Consider the following 13,482-nt stretch of genomic DNA (forward strand, 5'->3'; position numbering starts at 1 on the left):
TCATCCCTCGACGGCGGACCACGCCTGGGCGAGCAGTTCCCGGGTGTCGCGCAGCAGCTGCGGCATCACCTTGGTCTCACCGATCACGGTGATGAAGTTGGCGTCGCCGCCCCAGCGCGGCACCACGTGCATGTGCAGGTGTTCGGCCAGCGAACCGCCTGCTGCCGCACCGAGATTCAGTCCCACGTTGAACGCGTGCGGACGTGACACCGACTTGATCGCACGGATGAGCCGCTGCGTGAACGCCATCAACTCGGTGCTCTCGGCGAGTGTCAGGTCCTCGAGGTCGGCCACCTGCCGGTAGGGCACGACCATCGAGTGGCCCGGGTTGTACGGGTACAGGTTGAGCACGCAGTAGACGCTCTCCCCGCGCGCGACGACGAGACCGTCCTCGTCGGACATCAGCGGGATGTCGATGAAGGGGTGGCTCGACGACGCCGACCCTCCGGCCGGGGACTTGATCGACCCCGTGATGTACGACATCCGGTGTGGGCTCCACAGACGGGTCAACCGGTCGGGTTCGCCGGCGCCCTCGTCGCGGATCGACTCCTCGGTCACGTCGGCTCCGAGACCAGTTGGTCGAAGTGGGCCGCACTCGGCGAGGCGTTGTCGCGGCGGCGCACCCAGTCGACGATCGCGTCCACCGCGGTGGCCGTGGGAACCCCGTTGACCTGCGTGCCGTCGCGGAACCGGAAGCTGACGGCGCCCGCCTGCAGATCGCGGTCGCCGGCGAGCATCATGAACGGGACCTTACCCGTGGTGTGGTTGCGGATCTTCTTCTGCATCCGGTCCTCGGACGCGTCGACCTCGGCCCGGATGCCCTGCTCGCGCAACGCGTCGACCACGCCCTGCAGATGCGGGACGTAGTCCTCCGCGACGGGGATGCCCATCACCTGGACCGGCGACAACCACGCCGGGAACGCGCCCGCGTAGTGCTCGGTGAGCACACCGAAGAAGCGCTCGATCGAGCCGAACAGGGCGCGGTGGATCATCACCGGGCGGTGCTTGGCGCCGTCGTTGCCGGTGTACTCGAGCTCGAACCGCTCGGGCAGGTTGAAGTCGAGCTGGATGGTCGACATCTGCCAGTGCCGCCCGAGTGCGTCCTTGACCTGCACGGAGATCTTCGGGCCGTAGAAGGCCGCACCGCCCGGGTCGGGGACGAGGTCGAGCCCGGACTCGGCGGCGACCTGGGCCAGCGTCGCGGTCGCCTCCTCCCAGGCGTCGTCCGAGCCGACGGACTTCTCCGGGTTCCGCGTCGAGAGCTCGAGGTAGAAGTCGTCGAGGCCGTAGTCCTTCAGCAGGTCGAGGACGAAGGTCAGCAACGACGTCAGCTCGCCGGCCATCTGCTCGCGGGTGCAGTAGATGTGGGCGTCGTCCTGGGTCATGCCACGCACGCGGGTCAGTCCGTGGATGACCCCGGACTTCTCGTACCGGTAGACCGACCCGAACTCGAACATGCGCAGCGGCAGCTCGCGATACGACCGTCCCCGCGACCGGAAGATCAGGTTGTGCATCGGGCAGTTCATCGGCTTCAGGTAGTAGTCCTGGCCCGGCTTGCGGACGGTGCCGTCCTCGTTGAGTTCCTCGTCGACGTGCATCGCCGGGAACATGCCGTCGCGATACCAGTCCAGGTGCCCCGACACCTCGAAGAGGTGCCCCTTGGTGATGTGCGGGGTGTTGACGAACTCGTACCCCGCGGCGGAGTGCCTCGCCCGCGAGTAGTCCTCGAGCTCCTTGCGGATGATGCCGCCCTTGGGGTGGAACACCGGCAGGCCCGAACCGAGCTCGTCGGGGAAGCTGAACAGGTCGAGCTCGACACCGAGACGCCGGTGGTCACGCTTCTCGGCCTCGGCGAGCAGCTCGAGGTAGGCGTCCTGCGCCTCGGTCGACTCCCACGCCGTCCCGTAGACGCGCTGCAGACCGGCGTTGGCCTGGTCACCGCGCCAGTAGGCGGCGGAGCTGCGGGTGAGCTTGAACGCCGCGATGTACTTGGTGGTCGGGACGTGCGGGCCTCGGCAGAGGTCGCACCAGATCAGTTCGCCGGTACGGGGATTGAGGTTGTCGTAGGCGGTGAGCTCGCCCCCGCCGACCTCCATCACCTCGGGGTCGTCGGCGGAGCCCTTGTCGTCGACGAGTTCGAGCTTGTACGGCTCGCCCGCCAGCTCGGCCTTCGCGGCGTCGAGGGACTCGTACACGCGACGGGAGAACCGTTGCCCCGACTTGATGATCTGCTTCATCTTCTTCTCGAGGGCCGCCAGGTCCTCGGGCGTGAACGGCTCGGCGACGTCGAAGTCGTAGTAGAAGCCATCGGTGATCGGCGGACCGATGCCGAGCTTGGCGTCCGGGAAGAGCTCCTGCACGGCCTGGGCCAGCACGTGGGCCGCGGAATGGCGGATGACGCTGCGACCGGCCTCGCTGGCGGCGATCACCGGCTCGACGTCGGTGTCGGTCTCCGGCGACCACGACAGGTCGCGGAGGGCCCCGTCGGCGTCCCGCACGACGACGACCGCGTCGGGGCCCTTGTTGGAGGCGCCCGCGTCCCGCAGCGCGGTACCTGCCGTGGTCCCGGCCGGCACGCGGACGGATACGGGCAGGACGTTCTCGGGCACGACGGTGACTCCTCGGGGTTCTCGGGACGGCCGCATCCGACATGGGTGACGGCCGGGTAGATCGTATCGGCCCGGGACGCGGCGCCTACGCGCCGTCGACGTGAGGGCGCGTCAGAAGATGGGGCTGGCGAGCCAGGACCAGTCGAGGCCGACCCATCCGCCGGCCAGCTTCAGCGCGCCGAGGAGCCACAGGGTCGCGAGGACGATCGCGAACGTGAGCAGCCCGAACAGCGCCTGGACCGACCAGTGCTGCACCTTCAACCACTCGGCGAAGGCGTCGTACTTCGCGCGAGCGAAGCGGAGGAGACGGTTGGCCCAGGTGAACTCCGTGGCAAGGATGCCGAGGCCGGCGAACACGATCAGCCACCCCGGGCCGGGGTACGGGATCGCGATGATCCCCACGATGAGCACGGCGGTGCCCACGACCCCGACACCGATGCGGTAGGCGAGATCGAGCGCGGGCCGTTGCGCCAGCTTCTGACGACGTCGCTGCAAACCCTCGGGCAGGAGGCTCCCGTGCTCGTCGACGGGGTCCCGATCGCGGGGACGCGTCGCCGTGGCGTCGGTCTGGTCGGTCATCACGGCGTCCTCGCATCGGCGGCTGGGTCGAGGAACAGCCTACGGAATCGGACACCCGGGGCCACACCGCCGAAAGTCGGGGGCGTTCGAGATGGTGGTGGTCCCGGCTGGGTTCGAACCAGCGACCTCCCCGGTGTGAACGGGACGCTCTTCCACTGAGCCACGGGACCGCGCGCCGGAGACGATGAACGCCTGCGACCGGAGCAGAACACTATCACGGTGATTCACTGCCCCTCACCTACCCGCCACGGGCGACCCGACGCGACCGCAGCGATTGCGAAACGTCTTCCACCAGGCGATTTGTAGGCGTTCGGAACCTCCGATAGTGTTCGTCTTCGCACCGCGAAGCCCACAAGGCGACGCGGGGCACGCGGATGTAGCGCAGCTGGTAGCGCATCACCTTGCCAAGGTGAGGGTCGCGGGTTCGAATCCCGTCATCCGCTCGGAGGAAGAATTTTCACCGTGGCGGTGTGGCCGAGTGGTGAGGCAACGGCCTGCAAAGCCGTGCACACGGGTTCGATTCCCGTCGCCGCCTCCAGACTGTCAACTCAATACCCGCGCGATTAGCTCAGTGGGAGAGCGCTTCCCTGACACGGAAGAGGTCACTGGTTCAATCCCAGTATCGCGCACCAGAACACGACGACGCCCCCGGAGCCTGAGCTCCGGGGGCTTCGTCGTCTGTGCGTCGTCAGCCGAGGAGTCCCCCCAGCAGGCCTCCCAGGCCGCCGGTCGCACCACCGTCGCCGCCCGAGCTTCCCAGCTGAAGCAGTCCGAGCAATGTGTTGAGGTCCAGCGAGCCCATGATCGATCCTTTCCCGAATCGGACGCGTCGATGCGCCCGTCTCCGCGACCGTAAATGTCAGATAACGAACTCACTGTCCGTTTCGTCAAACTTTTCACACGTTGCGAGTGGTTCGGTCGCGCCGCCGGGCTGGGAAACGCGCATCGCCCCCGGCTACTCCACCGGGGGCGATGCGCGCCGAGTCGCGCGTCAGCCGCCGAACAGGCCGGTCAGCAGCTGGCCGAGACCGAGTCCGCCGACGCCGGCGCTCGGCGCGCCGCCGAGACTGTTGAGCAGCGTGAGCAGTGCGTTGATGTTCTCCAGAGAGCCCATGATCGATCCTTTCCCGAACGGGACGCCGCACGGCGTCCGCACCGCGACGGTAAATGTCACAGCGCAAAGCATTGATTCGTTTCATCAAAGTTGAGTCCGGTCGCGACTGGTTCATCCACCCCTCCTGACAGCCACAGCATGAGCAGGTCGGCGCGAGCTGCTCGGGTGAACCAGCGCGGTGGATCCGACGTGTCCTGTGCTGTGATGACCGGCGTGACGACACCCGCTCCGACGGTCGAGACCGTGACCGACCCCGACCTCGCCGAGGCTGTCGCAGCCGTCGCGGCGGCGACGTTCCCGCTGGCGTGCCCGCCGGGGACGACCTCGGAGTCCACGGACGCCTTCATCGCGGCGAACCTGACACCGGCACACTTCCGCGAGCACATCGTCGCCGACGACCGTGATCTCCTCATCGGTCGCGACGCGGGTGGCGCGATCGTCGGGTACACGCTGATCGTCCACGGCGAGCCCACCGACGACGAGGTGCGCGAGGCCGTCACCCCGCGGCCGGTCTCCGAACTGTCGAAGGTCTACGTCCTCGAATCCGCCCACGGCTCAGGCACATCCCACGCCCTCGTGGCGCGGTCACTGCAGGCCGCGGCCGATCGTGGCAGCGTCGCCGTGTGGTTGGGCGTGAGCGACGTCAACATGCGGGCACAGCGGTTCTACGGCAAGTGCGGTTTCGTCGCCGTCGGCCGGAAGTCGTTCTGGCTCGGCGGGATCGAGGAGCGGGACTACGTCATGCTCCGCGAACTCTGACTCAGTTCGACGACTCGGCGAACCGCGACAGCGCGAGAAGGCGCGACGTGGCACGCAGGTACTTCTTGCGGTAGCCGCCGGCCAGCATCTCCTCGGTGAACAGCTCGTCGAGCTTGCCCCCGGACACCATCAGGGGGATGTTCGCGTCGTAGAGGCGGTCGGCGAGGACGACGAGTCGCAACGCGACGGTCTGGTCCGGTGCGGCGTGGACACCCGAGACGCAGGCGAGCGTGACGCCCTCGACGAGCGCCTTGTACTTCGACGGGTGCAGCGTCCCGAGGTGCTTGCACAGCGCGTCGAACTCGTCGAGCGTGGCGCCCTCGGTGCGTTCGGCCAACTCGGCGAGCTCGGCGTCGGAGTGTGGGTCCGGGGCCGGCGGCAGGTCGCGGTGCCGGTAGTCGGGACCGTCGACGCGGACGGCGTCGAAGACGCCGGCGAGCTTGCGGATCTCCCGCAGGAAGTCCTGTGCCGCGAAGCGCCCCTCCCCCAGCTGGCCCGGCAGCGTGTTCGACGTCGCGGCGATGGACACGCCCTTCGCCGTGAGCTCGGTCAGCAGACGGGACACCAGCATCGTGTCGCCGGGGTCGTCGAGCTCGAACTCGTCGATGCAGATGACGCTGTGCTGCGACAGCCGCTCCACCGACGCGGTGAAGCCGAGCGCCCCGACGACGTGGGTCAGCTCGACGAACGTGGCGAACGCCTTCGGCTCGGGCATCTGGTGGTAGATCGAGGCCAGGAGGTGGGTCTTGCCGACACCGAACCCGCCGTCGAGGTAAAGACCGACGCCCTGACCCGGCGTCTTCTTGCCGAACAGGCTCTTCTTCCCCGCCCGCGCCTTCTGCGCGCGGTCGACGAACTCGCGACCGGCCTCCACCGCCGCCGCCTGTGACGGCTCGTCGGGGTCCGGGATGTAGGAGTCGAAGCTGACGTCGTCGAACATCGGCGGCGGCACCATCTGGTCCACCAGCGCCTCCGGGGGCACCTGCGGAGAACGGTCGATCAGACGTGCGGTCATCCGCTGACAGTAGCGACGACATGGACAATGAACGGATGTACCTCGTCCAGAAGGCGACCCAGGTCACAGTCGACGACGCCGAGCTGAGACGGCTGTACGCCTACCCCGAGCCCGACCACCCGGACCCGCGGTGCCACGTGCGGGTCAACATGGTGACCTCGCTCGACGGCGCCGCGAGCCAGGACGGGGCCTCCGCGGGGCTCGGTGGCGACGGGGACAAGACGGTCTTCGACGTCCTGCGCGCGTTGTGCGATGTGGTCCTCGTCGGGTCGGGCACGGTCACCGGCGAGGACTACGGCGCCATCGACGCCGACCCCGACGACCCCACCGCGCCGACCCTGGCGATCGTGTCCGGTTCACTGAGCCTGCGCGAGGACTCGCCCGCGGTCACCGCACCGCAGACCACCGTGTTGACGTGCTCGTCGGCGCCGGACGACCGTCGGCGTCGGTTGACCGAGGCCGGTGCCACGCTCGTCGACTGCGGCACCGATTCGGTCGACCTCACCCGTGCCCTCGCCCACCTGGCCTCCCGCGGACGGTGGCGGGTGCTCAGCGAAGGCGGCCCCGGGCTGCTCGGACGCCTCGCCGCGGCCGATCTGGTCGACGAGCTGTGTCTCACCATCGGCCCGACCATGCTGGCCGGCGGCGCAGGCCGCATCGCGCACAGCGACGACGAGATCGACCCCAGGACGATGACCCGCGATCACGTGCTGGCCGACGACGACGGGTTCCTCTTCACCCGGTGGTCACGGTCCGGCGGCGAGCGCTGAGATCACCGGCCACGGCGACGGTTCCACGGTCGACCGCACGCCGATGACTACGCTCGCCGACATGCGCCCGACCCCGACGCCGCGGACCACCGGATCGCGCAGGCTGCGACGCGGTCTCGTCGTCGCTGTCGCCGCCGTGACGGTCGGTGTGGTCGCCGCGGGATGCGCGGTCGGCCCCGACACCGGCCCCCCGCTGGTCGTCGACGACGGCGGCGGCATCGGCGCCCCCGCGTCGAGCACACCCCGACCACCCGAGCTCGCCGCTCCACGCAACGACCTCGCCTGGCGGCCCTGTGCCACCGACCTGGCGTCGCGACTGGGTCTGCCGAACCCTGCCGCAGACGTCCGCCTGGACTGCGCGTCCTTCGAGGCGACGATCACCCCGGGCGTCGAGACACGGGACTCGGTCGACGTGTCGGCCGTGCGGGTCCGCATGACGACGACGCCGGCGACCGCCGCGCCGCTGGTGCTCACCTCCGGCACCGACCTCCCGTCGTCCGTCGCCGGGCTGCTCATGGCGGCCGGGTCCGGTCGTGCGGTGCTGGCCGATCACCCGCTCGTCGCCGTCGACCGGCGCGGGACCGGCGCCAGCTCCGCCGTCGACTGTCTGACGCGCATCGAACGGTCGGTGATACTCGACAACGGCCTGACACCGGCCACGCGGGCCACCCCCGCGCGATCGGACCGCCTGGCCGCCACCGCCGCCGAGGGCGCCGACGCCTGCAACGACACGCTGAGCCCTCACCAGGTCGCCTACACCGCCACCAACGCCGCCGGCGACCTCGAGGCGCTGCGCCGACTGTGGGGCGTGGACCGGGTCGGCATCGTCGGCGTCGGCTCGGGTGCCGACGTGGCGCTCGCCTACGCCGGCCTCTACCGCGACCGCGTCGCGCGCCTCGTCCTGGACACCCCCGCCGCCTACGGTTCCTCCGCGCGTGATCGTGCGCAGCAGGTCGCTGCCGGGACCGATGCCGCCGTCGCGACCTTCGCCTCCGACTGCGCGTCCCAGGGATGTGCGCTGGGCGCCGACCCCGGCGCGGCCATCCGGTCCCTGGTGCAGCAGGGCGCCGACGGCCGGCTCGGCGACCTCTCCGACAGCGACGTCCTGGCCGCGCTCACGACGGAGCTGGCCCTGACCACCAGCGATCGCGCCTCGACGATCACCCGGGTCGCCGGCCTCCTCGCCGGCGGCGACTCCCCCGCCCTGACCGCCGCCGCGGCGCGGGCGCGGGCGCTGCGCGGCACCGACGGCCAGTTGCTGTCGCGCTGCAACGACACCAGCAACGGGGTCGCCCGCAACGACGTCACGACCCTCGAGCAGGCGTGGGGACCCCGATACCCCTACACCGGCACCGACACGGCGCTGTCGCTGCTGCGGTGCTCGGGGTGGCCCGCGGGACCCGCCGCTCCGCGTCCGACGGGCTTCGACGTGCCGGTGTTGATCCTCACCAGCGGCCTGGACACCATCAACGGCGGCACCGGGGCCGGGGCCATCGCACCGGTCATCCTGACCGCGGGCGGGAAGTCGTCGACCATCACGCGGGACGGGCCGGGCTACGGCGTCACCGCCCACTCCGACTGCGCCGCCGACATCGTCGACCGCTACGCGCGGTCGGGCGACATCCCCCCGTCCGGGGCCTGTCCGTCCTGATGTCCCGACGCCACCGGTGCCTCGCCGATCCGGGTGCCACCACGTAGTACGGTTCGCGGGTGCCGCCAGACCTCACCCCGCGGAGGGATTCCCGTCTGTTCCCCGCGATGCCCATCGAGCGGATCGTGGCCCTCGTCCTCTGGCCGATCACCGTCGTGGTCATCCTGCAGCGGTCCATGATCATGGGCGTCAACGGCGACCGCACCGACGACTTCCGGCCCGTCTACGACGCGGCGCTCGCCTTCCTGAACGGCCGGGCGGTCTACGGCGAGAACTATGACACCGTCGACCCGCACTATCTGTACCCACCGTCGGGGACCCTGCTCATGTCACCGATCGCCTACATCGACCCCGAACGTGCCCGATGGCTGTTCATCGCCGTCTCGGTCGTGGCGCTGATCGCGTCGGCGTACCTGCTCGTGCGGATGTTCGGTTTCGACGGCCGGTCGGTCGCGTTGCCCGTCGTCCTGTTCTTCTTCTTCTGCACCGAGACCGTCGCGCACACACTGATCTTCACGAACTTCAACTCGTTCGTCCTGCTCGGCGAGGTCGCGTTCCTGCTGTTGATGCTGAGGCGACGGGACTGGTGGGCCGGGGTGCCCATCGGCCTCACCCTCGCGGTCAAACCCGTTCTCGCCCCGCTGTTGCTGCTGCCCCTGCTGACGCGGCGCTGGCGGGTGTTCGCCGGGGCCGTCGGGATCCCCCTGGTCCTCACCGTGCTCGCGTGGCCGCTGTCGACCGATCCGGTGCAGTTCATCAAGCGGACCGTGCCGTACCTCGGGGAGGCGCGGGACTACTACAACAGCTCGATCGCCGGCAACGGCGCCTACTTCGGCGTCCAGCCGTGGCTGCTGTACGTCCTGCGCATCGCGTTCGTGCTCATGGCCGTGTTCTGCCTGTGGTTCCTGTACACGCAGTACCGCCACACCGACGAGCTCCTCTGGGCGACGACGTCCACCGGCGTGCTGCTCGTCGCATCGTTCCTGGTGTCCTCCCTCGGCCAGGGCTACTACTCGATGCTGCTGTTCCCGCTGCTGATGACCGTCGTCCGCCCCGGGTCGGTGATGCGCGCCTGGCCCGCGTGGTTGGGCGTGGTCGGATGCATGACGTTCGACTCGTTCCTCTCCAACCGCTGGGCCGCGTTCGGCCGCTCCCTCGAATACAACAAGGTGACCTGGGGGTGGTCACTGTTGCTGATCACCATCTTCTGCGTGTTGCTCTTCCGCTGGCTCGACCTGCGGGGAGGGCGCGACGCGGACGAGAGGGAGTCGTCGCGCGCTACCGTGGATGCATGAGCGTCGATCGCACCAGCAGCACCACTCCCCCCGTCCAGAAGACCGATGAGGAATGGCGCGCGCAGCTGACCCCGGACGAGTACCGGGTGCTGCGGCAGGCGGGCACGGAGGCGCCGTTCGTCGGTGAGTACACCGACACAAAGACCGTCGGCGTCTACCGCTGCCGCGCCTGCGACGCCGAGCTGTTCCGCAGCGAGCAGAAATTCGACTCCCACTGCGGGTGGCCGTCGTTCTTCAGCCCCCTCGCCGGCGACGCGATCATCGAGCACGAGGACCGGTCGATGGGCATGTCGCGCACCGAGGTGCTGTGTGCGAACTGCGGCAGCCACCTGGGCCACGTCTTCGCCGGCGAGGGCTACGACACCCCCACCGACCTGCGCTACTGCATCAACAGCATCTCGATGCGCCTCGAAGAGGCCTGACCGCCCGCGATCGTCAGGGCAGCGCGGCGACGAGCTGGTCGACCTCGACGCGGGGGCCCGTGAAGAACGGGGTCTCCTCGCGCACGTGCATGCGCGCCTCGGTGGCCCGCAGGTCACGCATGAGGTCGACGATGCGGTGCAGTTCCGGCGCCTCGAACGCCAGCAGCCACTCGTAGTCACCGAGGGCGAACGACGCCACGGTGTTGGCGCGCACGTCCTTGTACTCGCGCGCCGCCATGCCGTGGTCGGCGAGCATCTTCCGGCGCTCGGCGTCGGGCAGCAGGTACCACTCGTAGCTGCGGACGAACGGGTAGACGCAGATGTAGGCGCCCGCCTCCTCGCCGGCGAGGAACGCCGGTACATGGCTCTTGTTGAACTCCGCCGGTCGGTGCAGCGCGGCGTTGCTCCACACGGCGGTGCAGGCACGACCGAGTGTGGTCGTACGACGGAAGTCGGCGTAGGCGCGCTGCAGGTCCTCGATGCGCTCGGCGTGCCACCAGATCATGAAGTCCGCGTCGGCGCGCATACCCGCGACGTCGTAGAGCCCGCGCACCACGACGCCGGTGGTCTCGAGCTTCTCGACGAATTCGCGGGTCTCGGCGATGACGTCGGCGCGGTCGGCGGGGAGCTCACCCGGCCGCACCGAGAACACCGAGAACATGAGGTAGCGCACGGTCGAGTTGAGCGTGCTGTAGTCGAGGCGGGTCATCGCTCCATCGTGCCATCGGACGATCCGCCGGTGAGCGTGAGATCGGCGACGATGCGATCGGTGGCGACGCGGGCGCGGGCGATGCACGCGGGCACACCCACTCCCCCGTAGCTGGCCCCGCTGGTCGCCAGGCCCCGCGGCAGCGCGGCGTCGACCCGCGCGACGAGATCGCCGTGACCCGGCGCGTAGCGCGGGAGTCCGACCGGCCAGCGCTGGACGACCGCGTCGAGGACATCACCGCGACCCGGTGCGACGCCGCCGCCGAGGTCGGACACCAGACCGAGGTCGGCGACCGCCGCGGCGGTGAGGTCGTCGTCGGACATGTCGTCCACCGGATCGCCGAGACGGCCGAACGACACGCGCACCAGCTGTGGACCGCCGCTCAGGTGCGGCCATTTCTGCGACGACAGCGTGATGGCCTTCGCTGTGGTCGCCTCACCGGTGGCGACGAGGACCCCCGAGTTGTCCGGCAGGCGCACCGATTCCGCCAGCGCCATCACCACGAGCGCCGACCCGGCGACCTCCACCTCGCGTAGCGCGGTCGCCGCGACGGGTGCCGCGCTCGCGAGCAGACGCGCAGCTGCGGGGGCGGGCACGGCCAGGACCACGGCGTCGTGGACCGTCACGGACCCGTTCCCGTGCTCCACCGTCCACCGGTCGCCGTCGGCGGTGACCGCCGCGACGGGGTCGTCATAGGTGGGCTCGACGCCCGCGGCGTCGACAAGCGCGTCGACCAGCGTGCGGTACCCGGTGTCGAGCGCCCCGAAGACCGGCGCCCCCGACGTCGGCGGCAGCACAGCGCCGACCGCCTCGGTCAGACTCGTCGCACCGGCGTCGAGCCGAGCCGCGATCTGCGGCAGCGCCGCCCGGAGCCCGATGTCGTCGGCGCGGGCGGAGTAGACCCCCGACAGCATCGGGTCGACGCTGCGGTCCACAACCGATCGACCGAAACGGTCGCCGACCAACGCCCCGATCGCCACGTCGCCGCCGGGGGTCCACTCGAACGGCCTGTCGGGCTCGGTCGCCATCCGCTCGAGGGCGTCGGCGTCCGCGACGTCGGAGACCGCAGCGGCCGCGGCGGGGATGCCCATGACGGTGGGTCGCGGGAGTGGCTGCAGCCGCCCGCGGGCGAGAACCGCCGGTCGCCGTCCGGTCGGTGTCACGACATGGCCCGACAGCCCCAGCCTGTCGATCAGGGCGACAGCCTCAGGACGGCGCACGATGAACGACTCCGCGCCGGCGTCGACGTCGAGACCCGCGACCGTGCGAGACGTCAGGAGTCCACCGGGCCGCGACGACCCCTCGAACACGTCGATCCGGCAGTCGGCTCCGAGCGCGTCGCGCACCGCCAGCGCGGTGACGAGTCCCGACACCCCGGCGCCCACGACGGCGACGCGGTGCGTTGCCCCCGGTCCGCCGTGCGCGGTCACGCCGAGTGGACCAGCTCGACGATGCGCGTGAGCACGTCGGGGTCGGTGTTCGGCAGGACGCCGTGTCCGAGGTTCACGACGTGACCGACCGCGCCGGCGGCCACGGCTGCATCGCCCTCGGCGAGGACACGACGGACCTCGGCCTCGACGACCTCCCACGGCGCGGACAGGATCGACGGGTCGATGTTGCCCTGGATCGCCTTGCCCGGACCGATGCGGCGGGCGGCGTCGTCGAGGGGGATGCGCCAGTCCACGCCGACCACGTCGGCCCCGACCGCACCCATCTCGTGCAGCAGCTCCCCGGTGCCGACCCCGAAGTGGATGCGGGGGCGGCCGTAGTCGGCGACCTCGGCCAGCACACGACGGGTCTGCGGTGCGACGAACCTGCGGTAGTCGGCGAGCGACAACGCGCCGGCCCACGAGTCGAACAGCTGCACGGCATGGACGCCGGCGTCGAGCTGGACCCGCAGGAAGGCGATGGTGATGTCGGCGAGTGCCGCGACGAGACGCTCCCAGGTCGGGGTGTCCCCGTGCATCAGCGCCTTGGTGCGCTCGTAGGTGCGGCTGGGACCGCCCTCCACCAGGTAGGACGCCAAGGTGAACGGCGCGCCCGCGAACCCGATGAGGGCCGTGGAGTCGGGGAGTTCGGCGAGGATCCCCTCGATGCCCTTCGCGATCGAGCCCACCTCGGCCGGCATCAGGCGGGGCAGCGCGTCGACGGCGGCGCGGTCGCGCACAGGCGAGGCGATGACCGGTCCCGTCCCGGAGACGATGTCGAGGTCGATGCCGGCGGCGCGCAGGGGCACGACGATGTCGGAGAACAGGATCGCCGCGTCGACACCGTGCCTGCGCACCGGCTGCAGGGTGATCTCCGCGACCAGCTCCGCGTCGAAGCAGGACTCGAGCATCCCCCGGTTCGCGCGGATGGCGCGGTACTCGGGCAACGACCGGCCTGCCTGCCGCATGAACCAGATGGGTCGGCGCGACGGCGTCCCACCGGTCGCGGCCGCGATCAGGGGCATGCGGCGCACGTGGCCCGGCGTCTGCTGCGTCATCACGGTGTCATCGTCCCACGGCCGGTCGTCGCCTCCGCGCACCCGACGGCGCGCCTCCTGCGTCCGGGCCCGCG

At 70.3% G+C, this 13,482-nt stretch carries 13 protein-coding genes and 4 tRNA genes; 8 read left to right on the forward strand and 9 right to left on the reverse strand.

Annotated elements, in window-relative coordinates:
* The 4 genes from LX14_RS15605 to LX14_RS15620 all read right to left on the reverse strand — a co-directional run bounded on the left by LX14_RS15605 (window position 1) and on the right by LX14_RS15620 (window position 3,358).
* The gene (locus tag LX14_RS15605; RefSeq protein ID WP_253648262.1) at window positions 1–558 is read right to left on the reverse strand and encodes an ATP adenylyltransferase; all 558 of its coding nucleotides are present in this window, start codon (window positions 556–558) and stop codon (window positions 1–3) included.
* Window positions 555–2,609 (reverse strand): threonine--tRNA ligase, encoded by a 2,055-nt coding sequence (gene thrS, locus LX14_RS15610; protein ID WP_253648263.1) that lies wholly within the window; start codon window positions 2,607–2,609, stop codon window positions 555–557. Before thrS ends, LX14_RS15605 begins: the two co-directional genes overlap by 4 nt.
* A gap of 111 nt (window positions 2,610–2,720) precedes the next feature.
* Window positions 2,721–3,188 (reverse strand): TIGR02611 family protein, encoded by a 468-nt coding sequence (locus LX14_RS15615; protein WP_301283723.1) that lies wholly within the window; start codon window positions 3,186–3,188, stop codon window positions 2,721–2,723.
* 95 nt (window positions 3,189–3,283) lie between these two features.
* A tRNA-Val gene (locus LX14_RS15620) sits at window positions 3,284–3,358 on the reverse strand.
* A gap of 200 nt (window positions 3,359–3,558) precedes the next feature.
* Between LX14_RS15620 and LX14_RS15625 the strand changes: the two genes are divergently transcribed.
* From LX14_RS15625 to LX14_RS15635, 3 genes are all read left to right on the forward strand, one after another.
* Window positions 3,559–3,631 (forward strand) — tRNA-Gly (locus LX14_RS15625).
* Window positions 3,632–3,652: 21 nt separating this feature from the next.
* A tRNA-Cys gene (locus tag LX14_RS15630) sits at window positions 3,653–3,726 on the forward strand.
* Window positions 3,727–3,745: 19 nt separating this feature from the next.
* Window positions 3,746–3,820: transfer RNA gene (locus LX14_RS15635), tRNA-Val, on the forward strand.
* 359 nt (window positions 3,821–4,179) lie between these two features.
* Here the strand turns inward: LX14_RS15635 and LX14_RS20740 are convergent.
* Entirely contained in the window at window positions 4,180–4,302 is a 123-nt protein-coding gene (locus LX14_RS20740; protein WP_301283724.1) for a hypothetical protein, read from the reverse strand.
* A gap of 204 nt (window positions 4,303–4,506) precedes the next feature.
* Between LX14_RS20740 and LX14_RS15640 the strand changes: the two genes are divergently transcribed.
* On the forward strand, window positions 4,507–5,061 hold the full coding sequence (locus LX14_RS15640) for a GNAT family N-acetyltransferase (RefSeq protein WP_253648265.1): 555 nt from the start codon (window positions 4,507–4,509) through the stop codon (window positions 5,059–5,061).
* Between the two features lies 1 nt (window position 5,062).
* On the opposite strand, the gene zapE is transcribed toward LX14_RS15640, so the two are convergent.
* Window positions 5,063–6,076 carry a cell division protein ZapE gene (gene zapE, locus LX14_RS15645; protein WP_253648266.1) on the reverse strand — a complete coding sequence of 338 codons (1,014 nt, stop codon included), beginning with the start codon at window positions 6,074–6,076 and terminating at the stop codon, window positions 5,063–5,065.
* A gap of 20 nt (window positions 6,077–6,096) precedes the next feature.
* On the opposite strand from zapE, the gene LX14_RS15650 reads away from it, so the two are divergent.
* From LX14_RS15650 to msrB, 4 genes are all read left to right on the forward strand, one after another.
* Window positions 6,097–6,846 (forward strand): pyrimidine reductase family protein, encoded by a 750-nt coding sequence (locus tag LX14_RS15650; protein WP_253648267.1) that lies wholly within the window; start codon window positions 6,097–6,099, stop codon window positions 6,844–6,846.
* 61 nt (window positions 6,847–6,907) lie between these two features.
* Window positions 6,908–8,497, forward strand: coding sequence for an alpha/beta hydrolase (locus LX14_RS15655; protein WP_253648268.1), 1,590 nt, complete (start codon window positions 6,908–6,910; stop codon window positions 8,495–8,497).
* 107 nt (window positions 8,498–8,604) lie between these two features.
* Window positions 8,605–9,792, forward strand: coding sequence for a glycosyltransferase family 87 protein (locus tag LX14_RS15660; protein WP_253648567.1), 1,188 nt, complete (start codon window positions 8,605–8,607; stop codon window positions 9,790–9,792).
* Entirely contained in the window at window positions 9,789–10,214 is a 426-nt protein-coding gene (msrB, locus tag LX14_RS15665; protein ID WP_253648269.1) for a peptide-methionine (R)-S-oxide reductase MsrB, read from the forward strand. Before LX14_RS15660 ends, msrB begins: the two co-directional genes overlap by 4 nt.
* Before the next feature lie 13 nt (window positions 10,215–10,227).
* On the opposite strand, the gene hemQ is transcribed toward msrB, so the two are convergent.
* Genes hemQ through hemE form a run of 3 tightly spaced genes read right to left on the reverse strand, consistent with a single transcriptional unit; the run spans window position 10,228 to window position 13,408 of the window.
* A complete protein-coding gene (gene hemQ / locus LX14_RS15670) occupies window positions 10,228–10,923 on the reverse strand; it encodes a hydrogen peroxide-dependent heme synthase (RefSeq protein ID WP_253648270.1) in 696 nt (231 codons plus the stop codon).
* The gene (hemG, locus tag LX14_RS15675; RefSeq protein ID WP_253648271.1) at window positions 10,920–12,353 is read right to left on the reverse strand and encodes a protoporphyrinogen oxidase; all 1,434 of its coding nucleotides are present in this window, start codon (window positions 12,351–12,353) and stop codon (window positions 10,920–10,922) included. Before hemG ends, hemQ begins: the two co-directional genes overlap by 4 nt.
* Window positions 12,350–13,408 (reverse strand): uroporphyrinogen decarboxylase, encoded by a 1,059-nt coding sequence (hemE, locus tag LX14_RS15680; RefSeq protein WP_253648272.1) that lies wholly within the window; start codon window positions 13,406–13,408, stop codon window positions 12,350–12,352. Before hemE ends, hemG begins: the two co-directional genes overlap by 4 nt.
* Window positions 13,409–13,482 lie beyond the last annotated feature (74 nt).

Source organism: Williamsia deligens, assembly GCF_024171765.1.
Lineage (GTDB): Bacteria > Actinomycetota > Actinomycetes > Mycobacteriales > Mycobacteriaceae > Williamsia_A > Williamsia_A deligens.